The organism is Mycolicibacterium austroafricanum (assembly GCF_000612725.1).
In the GTDB taxonomy this organism is placed as follows: domain Bacteria; phylum Actinomycetota; class Actinomycetes; order Mycobacteriales; family Mycobacteriaceae; genus Mycobacterium; species Mycobacterium austroafricanum.
In genome coordinates this window covers 456852-472896 of the sequence record NZ_HG964454.1, presented here as the reverse complement: position 1 = coordinate 472896, position 16045 = coordinate 456852, and the positions used below count along the sequence as shown (strand labels likewise).

The following is a 16045-nucleotide window of genomic DNA, read 5'->3' as shown; positions in this document are numbered from 1 at the left end:
CTGCCCTACATCGACACGCCCACCCCAAAACCGCCGCCGGTACCGAAGCTGTCGGTGCCGCCGCCTAGAGTTCACCATGGATCGTCACCAAGAATCCACGAGACTCGGGACATGCTCCTGCGCTACGTCGAGAAAGTAGAAGTAGCGGTCGTCGGCGTCAGGTGGAGCTTGGGCGACCAGCAGAAGCCGAACCCTGCTGGGCTGGTAATGCTTGGCGGCCTCTGCACGGCGTCGGCGCACCTCGGCAGGACCGGTGTCGTCTTGCTGGGTCTGCGGCGGTGACGCTACGGCGACGGGTTGGCCATACCCTCGCGAGCGACTGGCCGGACCATGAGTGCGGCACCACTGGCGCCCGAGCTTCGTAGGCGGGTGCAGACCGTCGCGGTAGCAGGGACTGTGGTCGAAGTTCGTTCGGGATGTTGGGTGTTGCATGACTCCAATAGTGCTCGTGGTCCTCTTCTTGGTTAATGCAGATCTTCGTCGGCGAATCGCCGGGCCGGAGCCAGCACGGCAACGTCGCGCCCTCGGCGAGTGATCACGAAAGTCCGCCCTTGTTCGGCTTCGCTGATGAACCGGCTGAAATGTCGGCGTAGTTCGGTGATGCTGATGCGCGGCAGCGAAGGATCGATCAACGTTCGGCACCAGGATCGGCGACGGCACCGAACATCTCGATCCAACTTTCGAGCTGAGCGGCGGACTCGGTGAGGACGAGCGCGAGAGCCCGCGCGTTCTCAATGGTGAGTCCAGAATCAGGGTGGAACTCGAGGTAGATGGCGGGAACGTCGGCAGCAGTCTCAAAGCTGCCGTCTTCGACCTGAATCGCGATGATGCGGACTCCAGCCGTGCATCCGGCGGGGAACCGGTCGGGTGTGTAGACGACGCGGGATGCGATGCCTTGGTCCAACTCCCATTCAGTGCAGAGCGATCCGATTGGGGTAGCGGGCTCCTCATGACTTCGGCTTGACATTGCCGCCACCGTCCTTCCTGTACCAATGAGACTCGCGTGAATGGTTGCTCGACGCGACTTCGACTTCATCTGGGGGAGCGTGCAGTTCACCCAACACTGCGTGCCGGAAGGGATCCGACGCGCCACTCGGCGATAGGCCGGGAACGATGTTCTGAAGTCGAACGAGGCCCTCTGCAATGACAGTCGCGGCGGAGGAATGCCGTCCCTCCGACGCTTCGTGCCGCAGCGAGATGATGACGTCGGCCAGCGCCACCGCATTGGGGTACCAGGCCGCGGCTTGTCGTGGAAGCATGGGTGGTGCTTCCTCGGGTACACCGAGCCGTCGCCTGCGTTGCTGGGTATCAGGCGCACGAGAGACCGCCGGCCAGCCTGACCAAAGGGAGAAGCAGGTCACAGCAGCCATGAAGCCGGAGTATGTGGGGCCGCGCCCCCAGCGTCGAATGAGACTACGGTGCTGGCGGTGTGCGCGTTCGATGTCAGGACAGAGTCGGACTGAAAATTGTTGCTGGGCATCGCATTTAAGTGCAGAACTTCCTGTCCATTGCTGGTGTATGGCGCAGAGCACCTGTTCATGGCCGGCAAAGACAGTCACTGCGTGACTTCGACTTTGAGTTTGCGCGGCAGCGCAGTGTCTGCATGCGGATCGGATCCCCGCCCGCTTCGAGACGTGGCCGACCAGGTGCGGCCATCGCTTGATTGCATGCGGAGTTCGGAGTTCCGGAAGCGCCGCTACCAACCCTCGCTCCGTCAAGCCGGTCAGCTCAACGAGGTCCGCAACGAAGTGGGGCTGTCGGGAGAGCTGGGGCAGCCAGCTGGGTCGCAAGAGATTCTGATCCGTGACGCGGCGGAGGTAGCTGTTCAGCGTCTCCGAACACATCGGAGAGACTGGCACGGGAAGTCGTTGACGGCCATGGCGGACACCCTCCGGGACTGTCGATGGCTGTTCGGCACGAAGCGACATCAGCGGGCCACTCCAGGATCTACGTCGTCGATCGCAATCGAGTCGAGCAGGTCTAACGTGATGGCTTCGGTACCGAAGTCGATGGCGTCGGTGGCTGCATCGATAATTAGATCGCTCAAGGATGCGATTGAGCCGCCGGTGCGGTGGTAGAGGTAGTCCGCATGGCGTTCGAGCATTCCATTCTCATGCAGGGGGAGAGGAAGAATACGTTCGAAGGATGCGACGAGCTGCACCCACTCCTTATGGTCGGCGTCGTTCGAGAGTGAGTAGTTGCTCAGGTTGATGGGCCGGGTCCGTTTGCGCCACTGCTCTCCGTTCTCGCCGCTGAACAGGGGAGCGGTCTCCAACGAAATTCCTGCGAAGAGCATCGTTGCATCGAGATTTTCGGCGAATGTCTTGATGTTGTCGGCGACTTCGGCTCCTGCGGCACGGTCGGTGTTGAGGCGTTGGACGTCATCGAGGATGACGAACTTGGTGCCGAGGCTCTTCAGCAGTCGCGCCAGATCCACGAGTCGCTCGTCGGCATTGCTACCTCGCAGCTCGCGCGCTCCGACGAAGTCGGCGAGGCGCACCCAGAGTTTGTTCGTCGTTGTCGCCGTGGCGATAGTGGTGTAGACGACGGGCAGGAAGGACAAGTCGTTCTCCCTGCCGCAAGTCCGTCGTATTTCCGCGTCCAGTCGCTTGCCGGCGGCCATCACATCGGTGGTTTTGCCGGTCCTGGGTTCCCCGGATACTCGGATACCGGGCCTGGCTACGAACTTCTTGGCTCGTGATCGGCGAAGCAGTCTCCGTGCGTGGTTGAGGATGCGGGTGAGATCCCGGGTGGGAAACACGCGTTCCTCGTTCAGGTAGTCGATGCGGCGTTCGTTATACGCCGACCGCTCGACGGTGCCGAGAGCCTTGATCTCGTCCGCACTCAAAGAGGGTCGCTGCGAATCCGGGGTGGGCTCGTAGGTGCAGTATTCGCGCCACTCTTCGCGGGTTGTCGGTGATGCCAAGGTTCACCACCCTTCCGACAGGCGCATCGGACGCATGGGCTCAACTGGTCCGACCGCGGGCTGAACAACCGGCCCGACCGGAGTGTCGTCGCTTCGTCCGGGCACAACGACCTCAGCGGGAGGGCCGGCGCTGAGGTCTTGTCGCGCGAGGTTGGCGCGCCCGGCAGACGCTTCAGCACGGGAAAGCGGTCGAGGTTTCGGTTCTGATGGGCCGCCGAGCAATTGACGATGAATTTGCTCCGCGCGCCTGAGCACTTCTTTGTCGGTTGGTTTCCTACTCATGTCCCGACGAATCGCTTTCACCATGTCGATCCCGAATGGAATGGTCGCATAGTCGGCCAGAACCCAGCGGCACTCGATCCAGCCATTGTCTTCGACTTTGCGCTGACCCTCTGAGTCGAAGACTAGGGACTCGTCTCGCACCCAGATCTGCATCAGGTTGGTGGGGTCGTAGCGCACCTCCCACTTGCCATTCTGTTTGGAATTCAACGATTTCGTTCGTCGCATCTGGTGAAAGCGCGGCGAGTCGGAGTTGTACACGAGGTTCTCCAAGTTGACGCCATAGCGATTGATACGACGAAACTCGTGTGGTTTCAGCGAGATCCAATCGTCGCGTGTCATCGTCCGTACTGGAGTTGGTGCCATCTCCGACATCGCTCGATACATGGCATTGGGAGAGAGCTGCATCCGAGGGGCCGCCGTCAGGTGAAGCCCTGAGTGGGGACGGTTCTGATAAACCGTGATGACCCATTCGTCGAGCAGCGCCTGAAGTACAAACAGCGGCCACACAAGGTCCTTCTCCGGGCTTCGGCCCCGGTGGCTGACCGAGCGTCCTTTGTATCCCGGGATCCATCGAACAAAGTCGTCGCCGATGGTCTTGAGCAAGCGTTCGATATGAGGCTTGGCGGTGGGCTGGTGCGGAGCAGCGACCCGAGGGTGAACTCCCCGAAGTTCGGTTGCCTTTTCGAAGGCTTTCGAGACGAAGATCTTGCCACGGTCGACCACGACACCCCGCACGTCGATGATGGGCTTGTTTTCGAGTGCCCTGTCGAGATCGATCTGGGGGGATAGCTTGTCCGACAGGTAGCTTCGTGCGACGGTCATATTCTCAATCCAGCCTGGCAACATATGTTGCGGGATACAGGAATTGGCCCAGAGTTCGATAGCATCCACGGTTTTGCAGGCGGTCGGGCGGAGAATTGCCGCGGTGATGCTCAGTGTCGCGACGTCGATGCCGGCAGCCAAATCGATTCGGCATGGTTGACCATCGGGCAGTAAGGCCATTGCGTCAAGTGGTGTTGAGTCGAGCTGCACTTCTTCGCCTGGATACAAGGCGACGATCTTCGAGAACGCTCGGTCGGGGCTGTTCGCGTGACTGCGGCGCGACGTCGCATCGCCGGTGGTGTGCTCACCGCGGTCAAGTGCAGCCAGTAAGGCGTACATCGACGACCGGCACGGCACCGGCACGTTGTCGTCACAAAGGCGACGCTCCGCGATTTCTAGGATCTGCTTCTTGGTAGGTGTCGACTTGTCTACGTAGTGCGCCTTCACCATCTCCAGGACGACGATCACACGCTCGTGCACCCCGGACAGACGGACGTGACCCGGCATGCCGCGCTGATCGATACATCCGAGCAGGCCCGCAGTGTTGAAGCGTTGCCACTTGCGCCACATAGTGGTCATGGAGACCGGCCGCCCCAGGGTTCGTAGCTCGGATCTTTTATCCGAAAGTCGTTCTTGTACAGTCGCGATCGGGGTGCCCGAAGGGGCTTGTCCTTGAGCCGGATGTTCCATGGCGTGTTTGATGCCGGAGAGGTGCTCGTACCAGAACTCGGCATCTCGTCGCTGTTCGTCGGTAGCAAGGTCGAGCAGTCTCTGATCGGCGATACTTGGTCCAGAGGCGTCGGGACCGACGAAGGAGTTGTCGCAGAGCAACATCGCTACCGGCAAGGTCAGGTCGCTGCCGTCATCAAGACATTTGAGTCTAAGGGCCAGTCCGTCGCTGTCGCGGATATGCCAGCTCTGGCAGCGGAGTTGGATGATGTCGCCGATATGCAGTTCGATCACGAGGTGATCACCGTGGTCCAGGTCAGCGGGCGAGCCAGGTCGACGTGGATCTCTCTGTTCCAGATCATGTGGTACGTGCTGCAGATGAGATGGCTTTCGTCGAGCTCAGCTCCGTCCGAGGCGTTGTCGATCAGCTCGCCGAATTGCAGGCCGTTTCGCCCCGATCGCTTCACGCAGATCGTAATAGCGGATCGTGCTTCTGCTGACGGTGCGAACCGCGGATGGTGGTAGGCGCATAACAGCCGTAGGTTGCGTTCTTCGGTCGGGTTCGTGGTCGTGAATTCCTCGTATTCCCAGCCTAACTCGCGACACACTTCGCGGGTGCGTTGATGCTGGAGCCGATCTTTCTCGCGGAGACGATCTGCCGGCTTGACGTCGACAACGAGAGCCGATCCGTCGCGTCTTCGGATGAAAAAGTCCGGGGCGTGCCGGTGGTGCGTCTGGCCCTTCGGCCACAGCAGCCAGAACGGGTTGGAGCTGACCGCGATTGCGTCGCCCCGAAAGTCGACCGTCATCAGGGCAGTCATCTCGAACCGCGACTCAAAGCTGACATGGCCTTGTGAACGCGAGAACCAGTACTTGCCTTGATGGGAACGGCGACCACGGTAGGCCGGGAAGCTCCGGATAGGCCTGCATAGCTCAAATGACACACGCGAAACCTCAGGTGTGAGACGGGTTCGCACCCGCTGCCCGGTCTTCGGATCCTCGTAAAGAACCATCGTGTACGGGGCGTCATTGACGGGCAGTGTCCCTGCTGTGGGGACCGGCGGCGGGGTCACACCCGTTCCCACCCGGCGTCGGGACCCGCAGCCTCCGATGGGGTCAGGGGCCAGGATGCGAAACCGGGGTTGACATCATGACGAAAGCGCGCTGAAATAGGCATGCCTCCCTCTCAATGGGTGGAGTGAGTTGTAAGCGGCGGAGTGCCGCACCGAAGAAGCCGGGATTGCAGCCCGGCTTTTTCAGCGTCTGGGGGCTTTTGAAGCCCCGTCAGCGGAAGACATTTGAGTCGCTCGTGCGGTGCCACCTCCTCGTTGACCTGGACGTTCGACTGCCTCCGATGGGCGCACTCGTCGAGCCCCGTGCGTTTATGCGCAGGCTGAAGGGCCTGCCTCCTCACCGGAATTAGCAACGTCAGTTGAGCACAAACTGACAGATCTGCACAAGGGTTGCAGCAACCGTGGCCACCGACGACTTTGCCGGGAACGGCTTCGTCCATCGCTCGCCTTCGGGTGGCCGAGTTTGAGTGCCATAACCAACCGAATGATGGCTGTTGGTGAGCGCGATGCGGATGTAATTCCGCTGCTAGACACTGTATTCGCACATAACTAGAGGTCACGCCCTAATGGCGCACCCACAAACGCATTGATGCAAGTGGCCGATAAGACCTCGGGGTGTTGCCTATAGTTAACACCTACCCGATGCATCCAGCCAGCAAAGTCGATACGTACAGAGCTCTCCGCCATCTCTTCGCATTCGGACCTGCAGCTGCCGCGGTTTGCTGGCAGATGTCTCCGAGGTCAGCATTGCGTTCCATCGAGATCTGATTTCGCCACGGGCCTGTCGGTGTGCGGCGCTATCTTGATCCGATGCGCTGGTATGCCCGTCCTGATAATCGCTCGCTGCAGCTGAGGGTCGCCCCGCGGCTCGCATCTTGGAACAAGGCTGACGATCCAGATCAGATCCGATTGCAGGAGTACCTCGACGATACGGAGGCTTTGATCGCTGGCGCACGGATCAGCGGCCCGTGGGCGCTGCGCCTCGACGTCGGTTTACCGAGTTCACGACACCTGCTCGATGCCAGCGACCTGGATAATTACGCGTATCCGCTCGCATCGCGCCTGCGCGATGCCGACTTGGTGTCAGTGTGGTGCACGAAGCGCCACGGCGAACAGTCGTCTGTGCAGATCTGTGCCGCCCGAGAAGTTCCTGCACCCACAGCCACCGGTGTGATCGTCGCGACCACTGCAGCTTCTTCCTCCAGCGTCGCCTATAAGGAGGCTATCCATGCCGCCGTCTCTGGCGCCGCCGTGCTACCGGATGGACCAGTTCGGCTCGAACTATCGTTCGTGGTCGGTCCACGTCGCAATTGGCTCAACCTCTGGAAGCAGACGATCGACGCGCTCGACCCCCTGCTGGGTCGTACCCGGCCAGATCGGGCATGGCATCCCCGCGACGGCCGAATCACCGAGCTCGGCCTGCACTGCACCGTGGACCAGTTCGCCGGCAACAAGGTCGCGGTGGGCATCTACGCATCGGCCGAGTCCGCGAGTGTTACCGAGGACAGTTCGCTCGACGTCCCACAAAGTCCGGTTGGCGAGTTCGTCGACGTCGTGCCAGCCGATGCACTCGCCGGAGTGGATCACGGCACCCGCGCACACGAGTTCCGGGACGACGACGCTGGCTATCTGGCTTGGCTCGCCGCCAACCCGGAAGGTTTCGTCGTGAACATCGCCCGTAACTACAGCGTGTCTACCGCGCGGGTGCATCACGCCACGTGCCGCACTATCAGCGGTCAGAATCCGCACAACGGGCCGTGGACTGGTGCCTACGTCAAGGTGTGCGCCATTCGGTCGGCGGACGCCGAAGAGTGGGCCGCAAACACCGTGCGAAAGCCCATCACGCCGTGCGGGACTTGCCGGCCCTGATACGTGTGACCGCCGCGGAGCGCAAGTGTCCGTTCTCATTTGATCTGACACAGGACCAGTGAGCTGAACTGCGGTGTATCAGATCGGATGAGAATTCCACTTGACCAGCTTTATCAGCCGATCTGATGCACGACCGAATTCGTCTGCGACGCTCGCCGCGACCGGGAGCAGCTCCGAGAATGGCTGTCACGAATGCGCCCCTTTCGCTAAATCGGCTTCGATGGTTATCATCGTTGTGTGACGATGAATAAGCGGGACACCTGCCTGGCCGGCAACACGTCCGACCTCGATGCCGCGGTGGCACTGTTCCACAGTCTCTCCGATGCGACGCGGTTGACGATCGTGCGCCGCCTGGCTGACGGGGAGGCGCGAGTTGTCGATCTGATCGGTGAGCTGGGGTTGGCGCAATCCACCGTCTCCGCGCACGTGGCGTGCCTGCGGGACTGTGGGCTGGTCACCGGCCGCCCAGAAGGCCGTCAGGTGTTCTATTCCTTGTCTCGCCCCGAGCTGCTGGACGTGCTCGCTGCGGCGGAAACGCTGCTGGCGGCCACCGGCAACGCGGTGGCGTTGTGTCCCACCTATGGAACCGGCGCCCGGGGTGCGGCGATCGACACCGAGGAGACGCGGCAATGAGCGATGCCTGTGGCTGCGGCAGCGACGAACCCCGCAGCGCCGAGGAGCAGGAGCGTGAACCCGAACGGCTCTGGCAGATCACAGAATTGCAGTTCGCCGCGCTCTCCGGGGTACTGCTGCTGGCGGCGTTGATCGCCAACCTGGTCGGCGCCGCCGACCCGGTGGTGCTCACGTTGGAGGCAGCGGCGCTGCTGGCCGGCGCCTATACCTTCGTGCCGTCCACCCTGGGGCGGCTGGCCAAGGGCAAGATCGGGGTCGGCACGCTGATGACCATCGCCGCCGTGGGCGCGGTGCTGCTCGGCGAGGTCGGTGAGGCCGCGATGCTGGCGTTCCTGTTCTCCATCAGCGAAGGCCTGGAGGAATACTCGCTGGCCCGCACCCGCCGCGGACTGCGCGCACTACTGTCGCTGGTGCCCGATGAGGCCACCGTTCGCCGCGACGGCACCGAAACAACCATCGCGCCAACAGAATTGCGCATCGGTGACCTCATGGTCGTCAAACCCGGAGAACGAGTCGCCACTGACGGCATCATCACCCGGGGCCGCACCGCCCTGGACCTCTCGGCCATCACCGGCGAATCAGTGCCCGTTGAAGCCGGCCCCGGTGATGAGGTGTTCGCCGGGTCGATCAACGGAGCCGGCGCCCTCGAAGTAGAAGTCAGCACCACCGCCGAGGACAATTCCCTGGCCCGCATCGTGCGCATCGTGGAAGCCGAGCAGTCCCGCAAGGGCGCCGCCCAACGTTTGGCTGACCGCATCGCCAAACCCCTGGTCCCCGCCGTGATGATCGCCGCCGCCCTGATCGCCGTCGCGGGGAGCCTGCTCGGTGACCCCGCCACCTGGATCGAACGCGCTCTGGTGGTGCTGGTCGCCGCCTCGCCCTGTGCTCTGGCGATTTCGGTACCGGTCACGGTCGTCGCCGCCATCGGCGCCGCCAGCAAGCTGGGCGCCCTGGTCAAAGGTGGCGCCGCGCTGGAAGCGCTGGGCAGGATCCGTGGGGTCGCCCTGGATAAGACCGGTACCCTCACCGCCAACCGGCCCACCGTCATCGAGGTGGCCACCACCCCCGACGTCACCCCCGAGCACGTCCTGGACCTCGCGGCCGCCGTAGAGGCCCGCAGTGAACACCCCCTGGCCGCGGCGATCCTGGCCGCCGCCGGCACCGTCACCCCCGCCGCCGACGTCGAGGCAGTCACCGGCGCCGGACTCACCGGCCACCGCGACGGGCACCGCATCCGGCTGGGCCGCCCCGGCTGGCTCGACCGAGGTCCGCTCACCGCCGAGGTCACCCGGATGCAGCAGGCCGGAGCCACCGCCGTCCTGGTCGAAGACAACGGACAGGTGATCGGTGCCATCGCCGTGCGTGACGAATTGCGGCCCGAGGCAACCGAAGTCATCACCCAGCTGCGCCGCGACGGCTACCAGGTGGCGATGCTCACCGGCGACAACCACGCCACCGCGGCCGCCCTGGCCCGCGAAGTCGGCATCGACACCGTGCACGCCGATCTGCGCCCCGAAGACAAAGCCCGACTGATCGAACAGCTCCGCACCCAGCGCCCCACCGCGATGGTCGGCGATGGCGTCAACGACGCCCCCGCACTGGCTACCGCCGACCTCGGCATCGCGATGGGCGCCATGGGCACCGACGTCGCCATCGAAACCGCCGACGTCGCACTCATGGGTGAAGACCTACGCCACCTGCCACAAACATTCACCCATGCCCGCCGCGCCCGACGGATCATGCTGCAAAACGTCGGCCTATCCCTCGGACTGATCATTGTGCTGATGCCGCTGGCTTTGTTCGGGGTGCTCGGGTTGGCCGCCGTCGTGCTCGTCCATGAACTCGCCGAAATCGTGGTCATCGCCAACGGTGTGCGCGCCGGCCGCACCACAGCACTGACCGCACTCACCGCACAGCGGTCAACCAACCTAGCCACCGCGACCGCAGTGGGTGCCCCGTCGTGACCACCGATGGCACACACCCATGATCCTGTCGTCGGTTCTGCCCGCGATCGGGCTGTTCATCGTCACCAACATCGACGACATCATCGTGCTTTCACTGTTCTTCGCCCGCGGCGCAGGACAACGCGGGACCACCTCCCGGATCACCGCCGGCCAATACCTGGGATTCGCTGGAATTCTCGGCGCCGCCGTCCTCGTGACCCTAGGTGCGGGCGCATTCCTGCCGCCCGACGTCATCCCGTTCTTCGGACTCATCCCCCTCGCCCTGGGACTGAAGGCGGCTTGGCAAGCCTGGCGCGGAAACGGTGACGATGATGGTGACGCGAAGGTTGCGGGCAAGACCGTCAGCGTCTGGGCGGTCGCTGGCGTGACCTTCGCCAACGGCGGCGACAACGTCGGCGTCTACGTCCCGGTCTTCCTCAGCGTCGGACACGCAGCCGTCGTGGCCTACTGCGTCGTCTTCCTTCTTCTCGTCGGGGTGCTGGTGGTCATCGCCAGATATGTTGCCACCCGCCGCCCGATCGCGGAGATCCTCGAACGATGGGAACACATCCTGTTCCCGATTGTTCTGATCGGACTGGGTATTGTCATCCTGATCGGCGGCCTAGCTTTCTAGCTCGTCTAGTATTTCCATCTACGTATGCCTCACGGTCGGCTGGCAATGGGTTTTCCTACGAATATGGTTGCAAGATAAAGACTTTTGCATCAGGTATGAACGATCATTGATTTATCGCGGGACTTCCGGATGATCTGCTGGTTGTTCAGCCAGCCGTCGAGGGCCGCGGTGGTCGCCGTCTCATCCTCGGCGCCGAACACTGCGTTCGCGGCTGCCAAGAGAGCTACGCGGGCGACACTGGGATCGCCGGTGCGGTTCAACAATGCTGGCCGCTGGTCAATGATGACTGCGGCCATCCGGACTGTTTCGACGTAGGTGGCGATGTGCAGGTTGACCGTTGAGATGCTGGCCCATCGCCCCCGTAATGCGATACCGGTGGCCGCGCTATCACCGAGACCGTCATCCCGTCGGAATCGGCGCTGCCGCAGCACTATACGTGATGCGTCGTTGATCGCTAGCTCAACGATGTCGGGGGCATTGCGCTTGGCCACGGCATGATGTGCCCTGGCAGATCGGGCAACAGCTGGATGGTGTTTCAGTGACATCTGATCGTCCCATCGCTGGGCGGAGGGGCCAATCCAGCGGCCGTGGCGATGACAGACGGTGAGGTGGTCGGGCAACCAGCAATGGACCGGCTGGGGCACCCCTCGCCGTGCTGTGCAGTACCGGCAAATCGGGCGGGCACGTGCCCGCTGGCGGGTGAGATCACGTTCATCAGCGGTCAGGCCCCGCAGTCGGGCGCAGAGGACATGTCGTGGGTAGCCGCTGAGGCGGGCGAGGCGCTCAGGGTCGACGTAATGGCTCTCGCGTGCGGCGTAGTCGCGCAGGCTTTGGGGTGGGATTCTGTTGGCGTGGGCGAGTCGGGTGGTGAAGGAGTACACGGTCTCATCGCGAAATGCGGTGACTGACTGCGGAAGTGGTCGTGGTGGGAGTCGGGGCCAGTCGGTGATCACTGCTATCCGGCGCTGCGTTGGGCTGAGGCCTGAGCCGCGTAGTCGATGAGGACGCTGTCCAAGCCCTCGCGGTCGATGTGTTCGGTGTGGTCCAGCATTGCCCGGATGGCTGCCGAGCGGATGAGGTGGGCGAGGCTTCCGATCATTCCGCCGGTGCGCTGGTGCAGGTGTTTCGTCTGGCGCACGAGCGTGCCCGGCTCGTGTCGGTGCAGTCGCAGGGTTCCCTCCATCGCGGCGACCAGAGCCCGCCACTCCTGCCCATACGGGAAGGCCGCTGTGTTGATGACACCGCAGCGCCCGGCAAGCTGGCGGCCGCGAGTACCGGTAAACACTCCGGAGCGTTCGACGTCAATGCCGGCGTAGACGAAGGTCGCGGGCAGGTGTTCGGTGAAGTACTTGAGGTGATCGGAAAGTTCTTCTCCGGCACGGGTATCGAGATTGAGGTTATGGATCTCGTCGACGACCACTATGTCGGTACGCGCATCGATGAGCACTTGGCACACCGCGTCGGCGATATCGGTGACGTTCATCCGTCGTACCGGTGGAAGCCCGAGGAAGCGGGCGAATTCCATTGCGAGCTTGCGTGCTGAGCCCTTCGGTGGAGCGGTCACGTAGACGACAGGGATGCGGGTTTTGTCCGAGTAACGGGTGCGGATCCGAAGTTCGTGGAACCGGCCGAGTTGTTTGATGGCCGTGGTCTTTCCGGTGGCTGCGCCACCGGAGACGATCAGCCCTCGCCGGGCGCCGATCTCGCGTTGATTCAGCAAAGTGAGCAGCTGACCCTCGTTGGTGATCTTCTGGATCGCCGAGGTGGTCACCACGACGAGCTCGGAATGGTGGGCCACCCTGGCCTCGTTGTAGGCGATCCGATCAGCATCGTCGAGATCGGACCAGTCTTGGTCGGGCAGCAAGGTGAATTCAGGCCGGTCAGCGTCAATGAACCGTCGCCACCCTTCCAGGGTTGTCGTCGGCTGCCGGCGCTCCTCGAGTTGACTGATCGGACTCACCAATGCCACTGCTCGGCCTCCTTACGTGCGTCGAACACCGGCAACGGGATGACATCAGCAAGATCGTCATCGTCGGAGTTCGCTGGCCTGTCGGTGCTCACCTCAGACGGTTCCTGGTTCTGGTTGGTGCCCTCGACACTGGGGTGTGGCCAGGACGGCTCGGGGATGGATCGGGCCCTGGCGGCTGCGCGTCGAGCTGCTGGCGGGTCCTGCTGGGTGTCGGGGCCGCGTTCGGCACGGTCCAGCAGGGCGTCGGCCGCCGCCGCGATCTCGGCTTCGGTCACCGGATCTGCGCCCCTTTCGGCGACGATCGCTTGGGCCTGTTTCCACACGGTGTCCCCGAACGGCACTGCAGCGGTGCGCATGTGGGTCCAGGTCGCGGTGATCCAACCGTCGTCGTGGTGATTGCGAACCCAAATCTGAGAGACGTCATAGGGGTCGTAATGAACCTCCCACCGGCCGTTGCGGGAACGAACCCCAGAGTCGACTCGCCGGTACGGGTTCAATGCCCGGGCATCGTAGGTCCGGTGATTGACCCGGATACCCGCTGAGCCGATGGTGCGCCACGTCGCGGGCAACAACTCGATGTAAGCATCAGCGCTCAGAGGCACCGGGACGTAACCAGCGACTTCGACCAGGGCCGCGAACTTCTCGTTCGGCGTCAGCGCTTTGCCCGGGGTCACCGGGTCACGTAGTCCGTCGTGGGGACGGTTCTGCCACACCGCGACGAGCCACTCATCGAGCAACGCCTGCAGTTCCACCAGCGACCACACTGCGTCCTGGTCGGCGTTCTTGCCGCGACGTTCCACGCTGGAACCGACATACCCGGCGACATACTGGGCGAACAATGTACCCACCGACTGCAGGGTGCGTTCCACCTTCGGTTTGTCGGTGGGCTGATCCGGATGAGCGGGTTGCAGGTTGATGCCCAGTGAGCAGCACGCCTGCTCAAATGTCTTGGAGAGAAACGCTTTCCCGTGATCACAGACGATGGTCTCGGGAGCGATCACCGGGCGAGCCGCGGCATCGGCGAGCCGTTGATCGATATCGGTCAAACGCCGATGCGGCAACACCGAGCGTGACAACCGCAACGCATCGGACCAACCCGGGCGCATCGGCTCTGGGGTCAGCGCCTTGGCCAACAGCAGCGCGGCATCGACGGCCTTGGTGGTGGGCCGCAGAACTGCCGCCGGGATCGAGCGGGTGACGTTGTCGACCATGGCGGTCAGCTCCACCCGATCGACTACACCGTCGTCAAGGACCACCCGCACGTCCAGCGGGGTGGAGTCGATTTCCACCATTTCACCGGGACGGGCCGCGGTTACCGTGCCGAAGGGGCCGTCGGGTTGCTTGGCCAATGACCTGCGAGTACGGGCGGAACCGAAGGTGTGTTTGCCTTCCTCCAGGCGTTTGACGAGCCGGTAGAAGGTCGCCTGTGACGGGGCCTTCGGGGCGTCGTCGGGACCGTATTCGGCCAACAGCGCCTTCTCCAGCTTGCGCTGAAGTCTGCTCACCGTGCCGGTTGATAGCTCAGTTTCGTTGTCGATCAGACGCCGGACCACGGCAACGACACGCTCATCGACACGGCCCAACACTGGACGTTTGGCGAGATAGCGGCCGTCCACCAATCCCAGAAGACCTTTGGCCTCGTAGCGAGATCGCTGACGCTGCAGGGTGATCAACGCCAGATCGTGACCGGCTGCTCGAAGCTCCTCAAGCTTGGTCAGCTCCCTCTGGCGAAGGGATCGGACCGCCGGATCGAACTCTGGCCGGATTGGCTGCCCAGGCGGACTTTCGGGTCGGCGCCCGGTCAATACCTCAACGATGTGCTGCTCCCACCATCGTGCGCGATCAGCGACCTCCTCGGGGACACCTTCGAGCGCCTCAACAGACCACAGCACCGGTCGTGACCCCGCCAGAACCTCCAGAGTCGAATCGGCCAATACCATCGACAGGGGAACGGTTGTGCGTTCACCAACAGCGTCGACAAGCCGTACCGATCCTCCGGCCAGACTTGCGACCGTGAAAACCCGTGAACCTAGACGGATTTCATCGCCTTCACGGATCACACCGCCTCGAAGCGAACTCATAACGCTGCCGCGCTCACTGCCGTCCGATCGTCGAGGACCGTCCGGGACAGATCGACCACCAAGCGTCGATGCCAGAGCAGATGGAACAGCACAGGCAGCACCACCAGCGGGTCGCCCACCGCCGTCGCGCCCTCCAGAAGGGGCTGCTCGCGGGCGAAACAGCTCAACAGTTCTGCCGCCACGCCAGGTCGCAACGCTCTCGGATGCCGGTACCCAGACAGCCACCGCAGGTTCGCCGCCAGCACAGGGTCCAATACACCGACGCGCCGGTACTGCCAGCCGGCCGCAATGCACACGACCTCCGAGCGGGCGAACAACTCCGCATCAGACTCAGGAATCCGGTCATCGGGACGAACATCGACGATCACGACCGTGCCGTCGGATCTGCGAGCGTAGTAGTCGGGCACATGATGACGGCCATCGGGCCATCGCAGCCGAAAAGGTTGGGAGGCAACGCCAACGGTTTCAGGATTAGCATCCAATGCCATCAGCTGATCCCGCTCAACCCACGATTCATAACCGATGTGCCGGCGCGTCGTCGCGAACCACCACAGCCCAGGAAAATTCCGTTGCCCACGAAACGACGGAAACGACCGCACCGGCTCGCAATCGACATCGAACCGGATCCCATGAGCCAACTCCAATGGAAGACGGGAAGTCCCATCCACGTCGGCTACCTCAAACACCGCATCGCACCGGCCCGCGGCAACAGCATCACCGGCCAGCATCGACATGCCCAGAACGGTACCGGCTGTATCAGATCAAATGAGAAAGGCGCGCCGATGTGTCACATCAAATGAGAATGCTTCAGATCGGATGAGAACTGACAGCAAGCGGGCTCATCTGAGCTCGTCGGTCTGGGGCGCAGAACGACCCCGTGCGGCCAGTCGCTCGATTCTTGTTGATGCGCTATTGAACTCGGACGCAAGCTGGGCGTAGCCAGCATCCAGGATTTGTTCGTGCATAGCCTCGGCGCCCACCCGAAGCAGAATTCGCAGTACGGCGGCATCCGAGCTGATGTCCCCCGAGGCATGGTCACTGTGGTCTGCCCACTGTCGCAGGACCTCGAAAGCTGGCGAGCCCCGATGGAGGAAGGGAGCGATCATCGCCTCGTCTGCGTCGCGGAGAATCAGGCTCACTCGCT

Annotated in this window: 15 protein-coding genes and 1 pseudogene; 5 read left to right on the top strand and 11 right to left on the bottom strand. The window is 63.0% G+C overall.

The genetic code is table 11. The features are described 5' to 3' along the window. On the top strand, positions 1 to 282 hold a 282-nt coding region (locus BN976_RS34190; RefSeq protein ID WP_220096303.1), incomplete at its 5' end, for a hypothetical protein. Positions 283 to 464: 182 nt separating this feature from the next. Here the strand turns inward: BN976_RS34190 and BN976_RS34795 are convergent. The 5 genes from BN976_RS34795 to BN976_RS32140 form a co-directional block, all read right to left on the bottom strand. Continuing rightward, entirely contained in the window at positions 465 to 632 is a 168-nt protein-coding gene (locus BN976_RS34795) for a type II toxin-antitoxin system Phd/YefM family antitoxin (RefSeq protein WP_158498036.1), read from the bottom strand. Continuing rightward, positions 629 to 1036, bottom strand: a complete 408-nt coding sequence (locus BN976_RS33865) for a hypothetical protein (RefSeq protein ID WP_158498035.1) — start codon at positions 1034 to 1036, stop codon at positions 629 to 631. The genes BN976_RS34795 and BN976_RS33865 overlap by 4 nt, the downstream gene beginning before the upstream one ends. Before the next feature lie 891 nt (positions 1037 to 1927). Continuing rightward, positions 1928 to 2926, bottom strand: coding sequence for a TniB family NTP-binding protein (locus BN976_RS19270; RefSeq protein WP_083045111.1), 999 nt, complete (start codon positions 2924 to 2926; stop codon positions 1928 to 1930). 3 nt (positions 2927 to 2929) lie between these two features. Next, positions 2930 to 4993 (bottom strand): Mu transposase C-terminal domain-containing protein, encoded by a 2064-nt coding sequence (locus BN976_RS19265; RefSeq protein WP_084182334.1) that lies wholly within the window; start codon positions 4991 to 4993, stop codon positions 2930 to 2932. Further along, the gene (locus BN976_RS32140; protein ID WP_235622094.1) at positions 4990 to 5712 is read right to left on the bottom strand and encodes a TnsA-like heteromeric transposase endonuclease subunit; all 723 of its coding nucleotides are present in this window, start codon (positions 5710 to 5712) and stop codon (positions 4990 to 4992) included. Before BN976_RS32140 ends, BN976_RS19265 begins: the two co-directional genes overlap by 4 nt. An 870-nt stretch (positions 5713 to 6582) precedes the next feature. Here BN976_RS32140 and BN976_RS34060 point away from each other — a divergent pair. The 4 genes from BN976_RS34060 (at position 6583) to BN976_RS19235 (ending at position 10851) form a co-directional block, all read left to right on the top strand. Beyond that, on the top strand, positions 6583 to 7641 hold the full coding sequence (locus tag BN976_RS34060) for a hypothetical protein (protein WP_199558975.1): 1059 nt from the start codon (positions 6583 to 6585) through the stop codon (positions 7639 to 7641). A 237-nt stretch (positions 7642 to 7878) separates the two neighbouring features. Continuing rightward, the gene (locus BN976_RS19245; protein WP_063840634.1) at positions 7879 to 8274 is read left to right on the top strand and encodes an ArsR/SmtB family transcription factor; all 396 of its coding nucleotides are present in this window, start codon (positions 7879 to 7881) and stop codon (positions 8272 to 8274) included. Next, positions 8271 to 10238, top strand: a complete 1968-nt coding sequence (locus tag BN976_RS19240; RefSeq protein ID WP_011891568.1) for a heavy metal translocating P-type ATPase — start codon at positions 8271 to 8273, stop codon at positions 10236 to 10238. The genes BN976_RS19245 and BN976_RS19240 overlap by 4 nt, the downstream gene beginning before the upstream one ends. A gap of 19 nt (positions 10239 to 10257) precedes the next feature. After that, the gene (locus BN976_RS19235; RefSeq protein ID WP_011894055.1) at positions 10258 to 10851 is read left to right on the top strand and encodes a cadmium resistance transporter; all 594 of its coding nucleotides are present in this window, start codon (positions 10258 to 10260) and stop codon (positions 10849 to 10851) included. Positions 10852 to 10940: 89 nt separating this feature from the next. On the opposite strand, the gene BN976_RS34445 is transcribed toward BN976_RS19235, so the two are convergent. The 6 genes and pseudogenes from BN976_RS34445 to BN976_RS34185 form a co-directional block, all read right to left on the bottom strand. Continuing rightward, positions 10941 to 11342, bottom strand: a complete 402-nt coding sequence (locus tag BN976_RS34445; RefSeq protein ID WP_235622095.1) for a hypothetical protein — start codon at positions 11340 to 11342, stop codon at positions 10941 to 10943. A gap of 105 nt (positions 11343 to 11447) precedes the next feature. Beyond that, positions 11448 to 11804, bottom strand: a pseudogene (locus BN976_RS34440) (TniQ family protein); the annotation flags it as partial. Between the two features lie 2 nt (positions 11805 to 11806). Then, the gene (locus BN976_RS19225; RefSeq protein ID WP_011891572.1) at positions 11807 to 12820 is read right to left on the bottom strand and encodes a TniB family NTP-binding protein; all 1014 of its coding nucleotides are present in this window, start codon (positions 12818 to 12820) and stop codon (positions 11807 to 11809) included. Continuing rightward, positions 12808 to 14760, bottom strand: a complete 1953-nt coding sequence (locus BN976_RS19220; RefSeq protein WP_036372924.1) for a TnsB C-terminal domain-containing protein — start codon at positions 14758 to 14760, stop codon at positions 12808 to 12810. Before BN976_RS19220 ends, BN976_RS19225 begins: the two co-directional genes overlap by 13 nt. Before the next feature lie 137 nt (positions 14761 to 14897). Then, a complete protein-coding gene (locus BN976_RS19215) occupies positions 14898 to 15629 on the bottom strand; it encodes a TnsA-like heteromeric transposase endonuclease subunit (protein ID WP_235718637.1) in 732 nt (243 codons plus the stop codon). Between the two features lie 111 nt (positions 15630 to 15740). Continuing rightward, positions 15741 to 16040, bottom strand: coding sequence for a hypothetical protein (locus tag BN976_RS34185; RefSeq protein ID WP_036373258.1), 300 nt, complete (start codon positions 16038 to 16040; stop codon positions 15741 to 15743). Between the last annotated feature and the right edge of the window lie 5 nt (positions 16041 to 16045).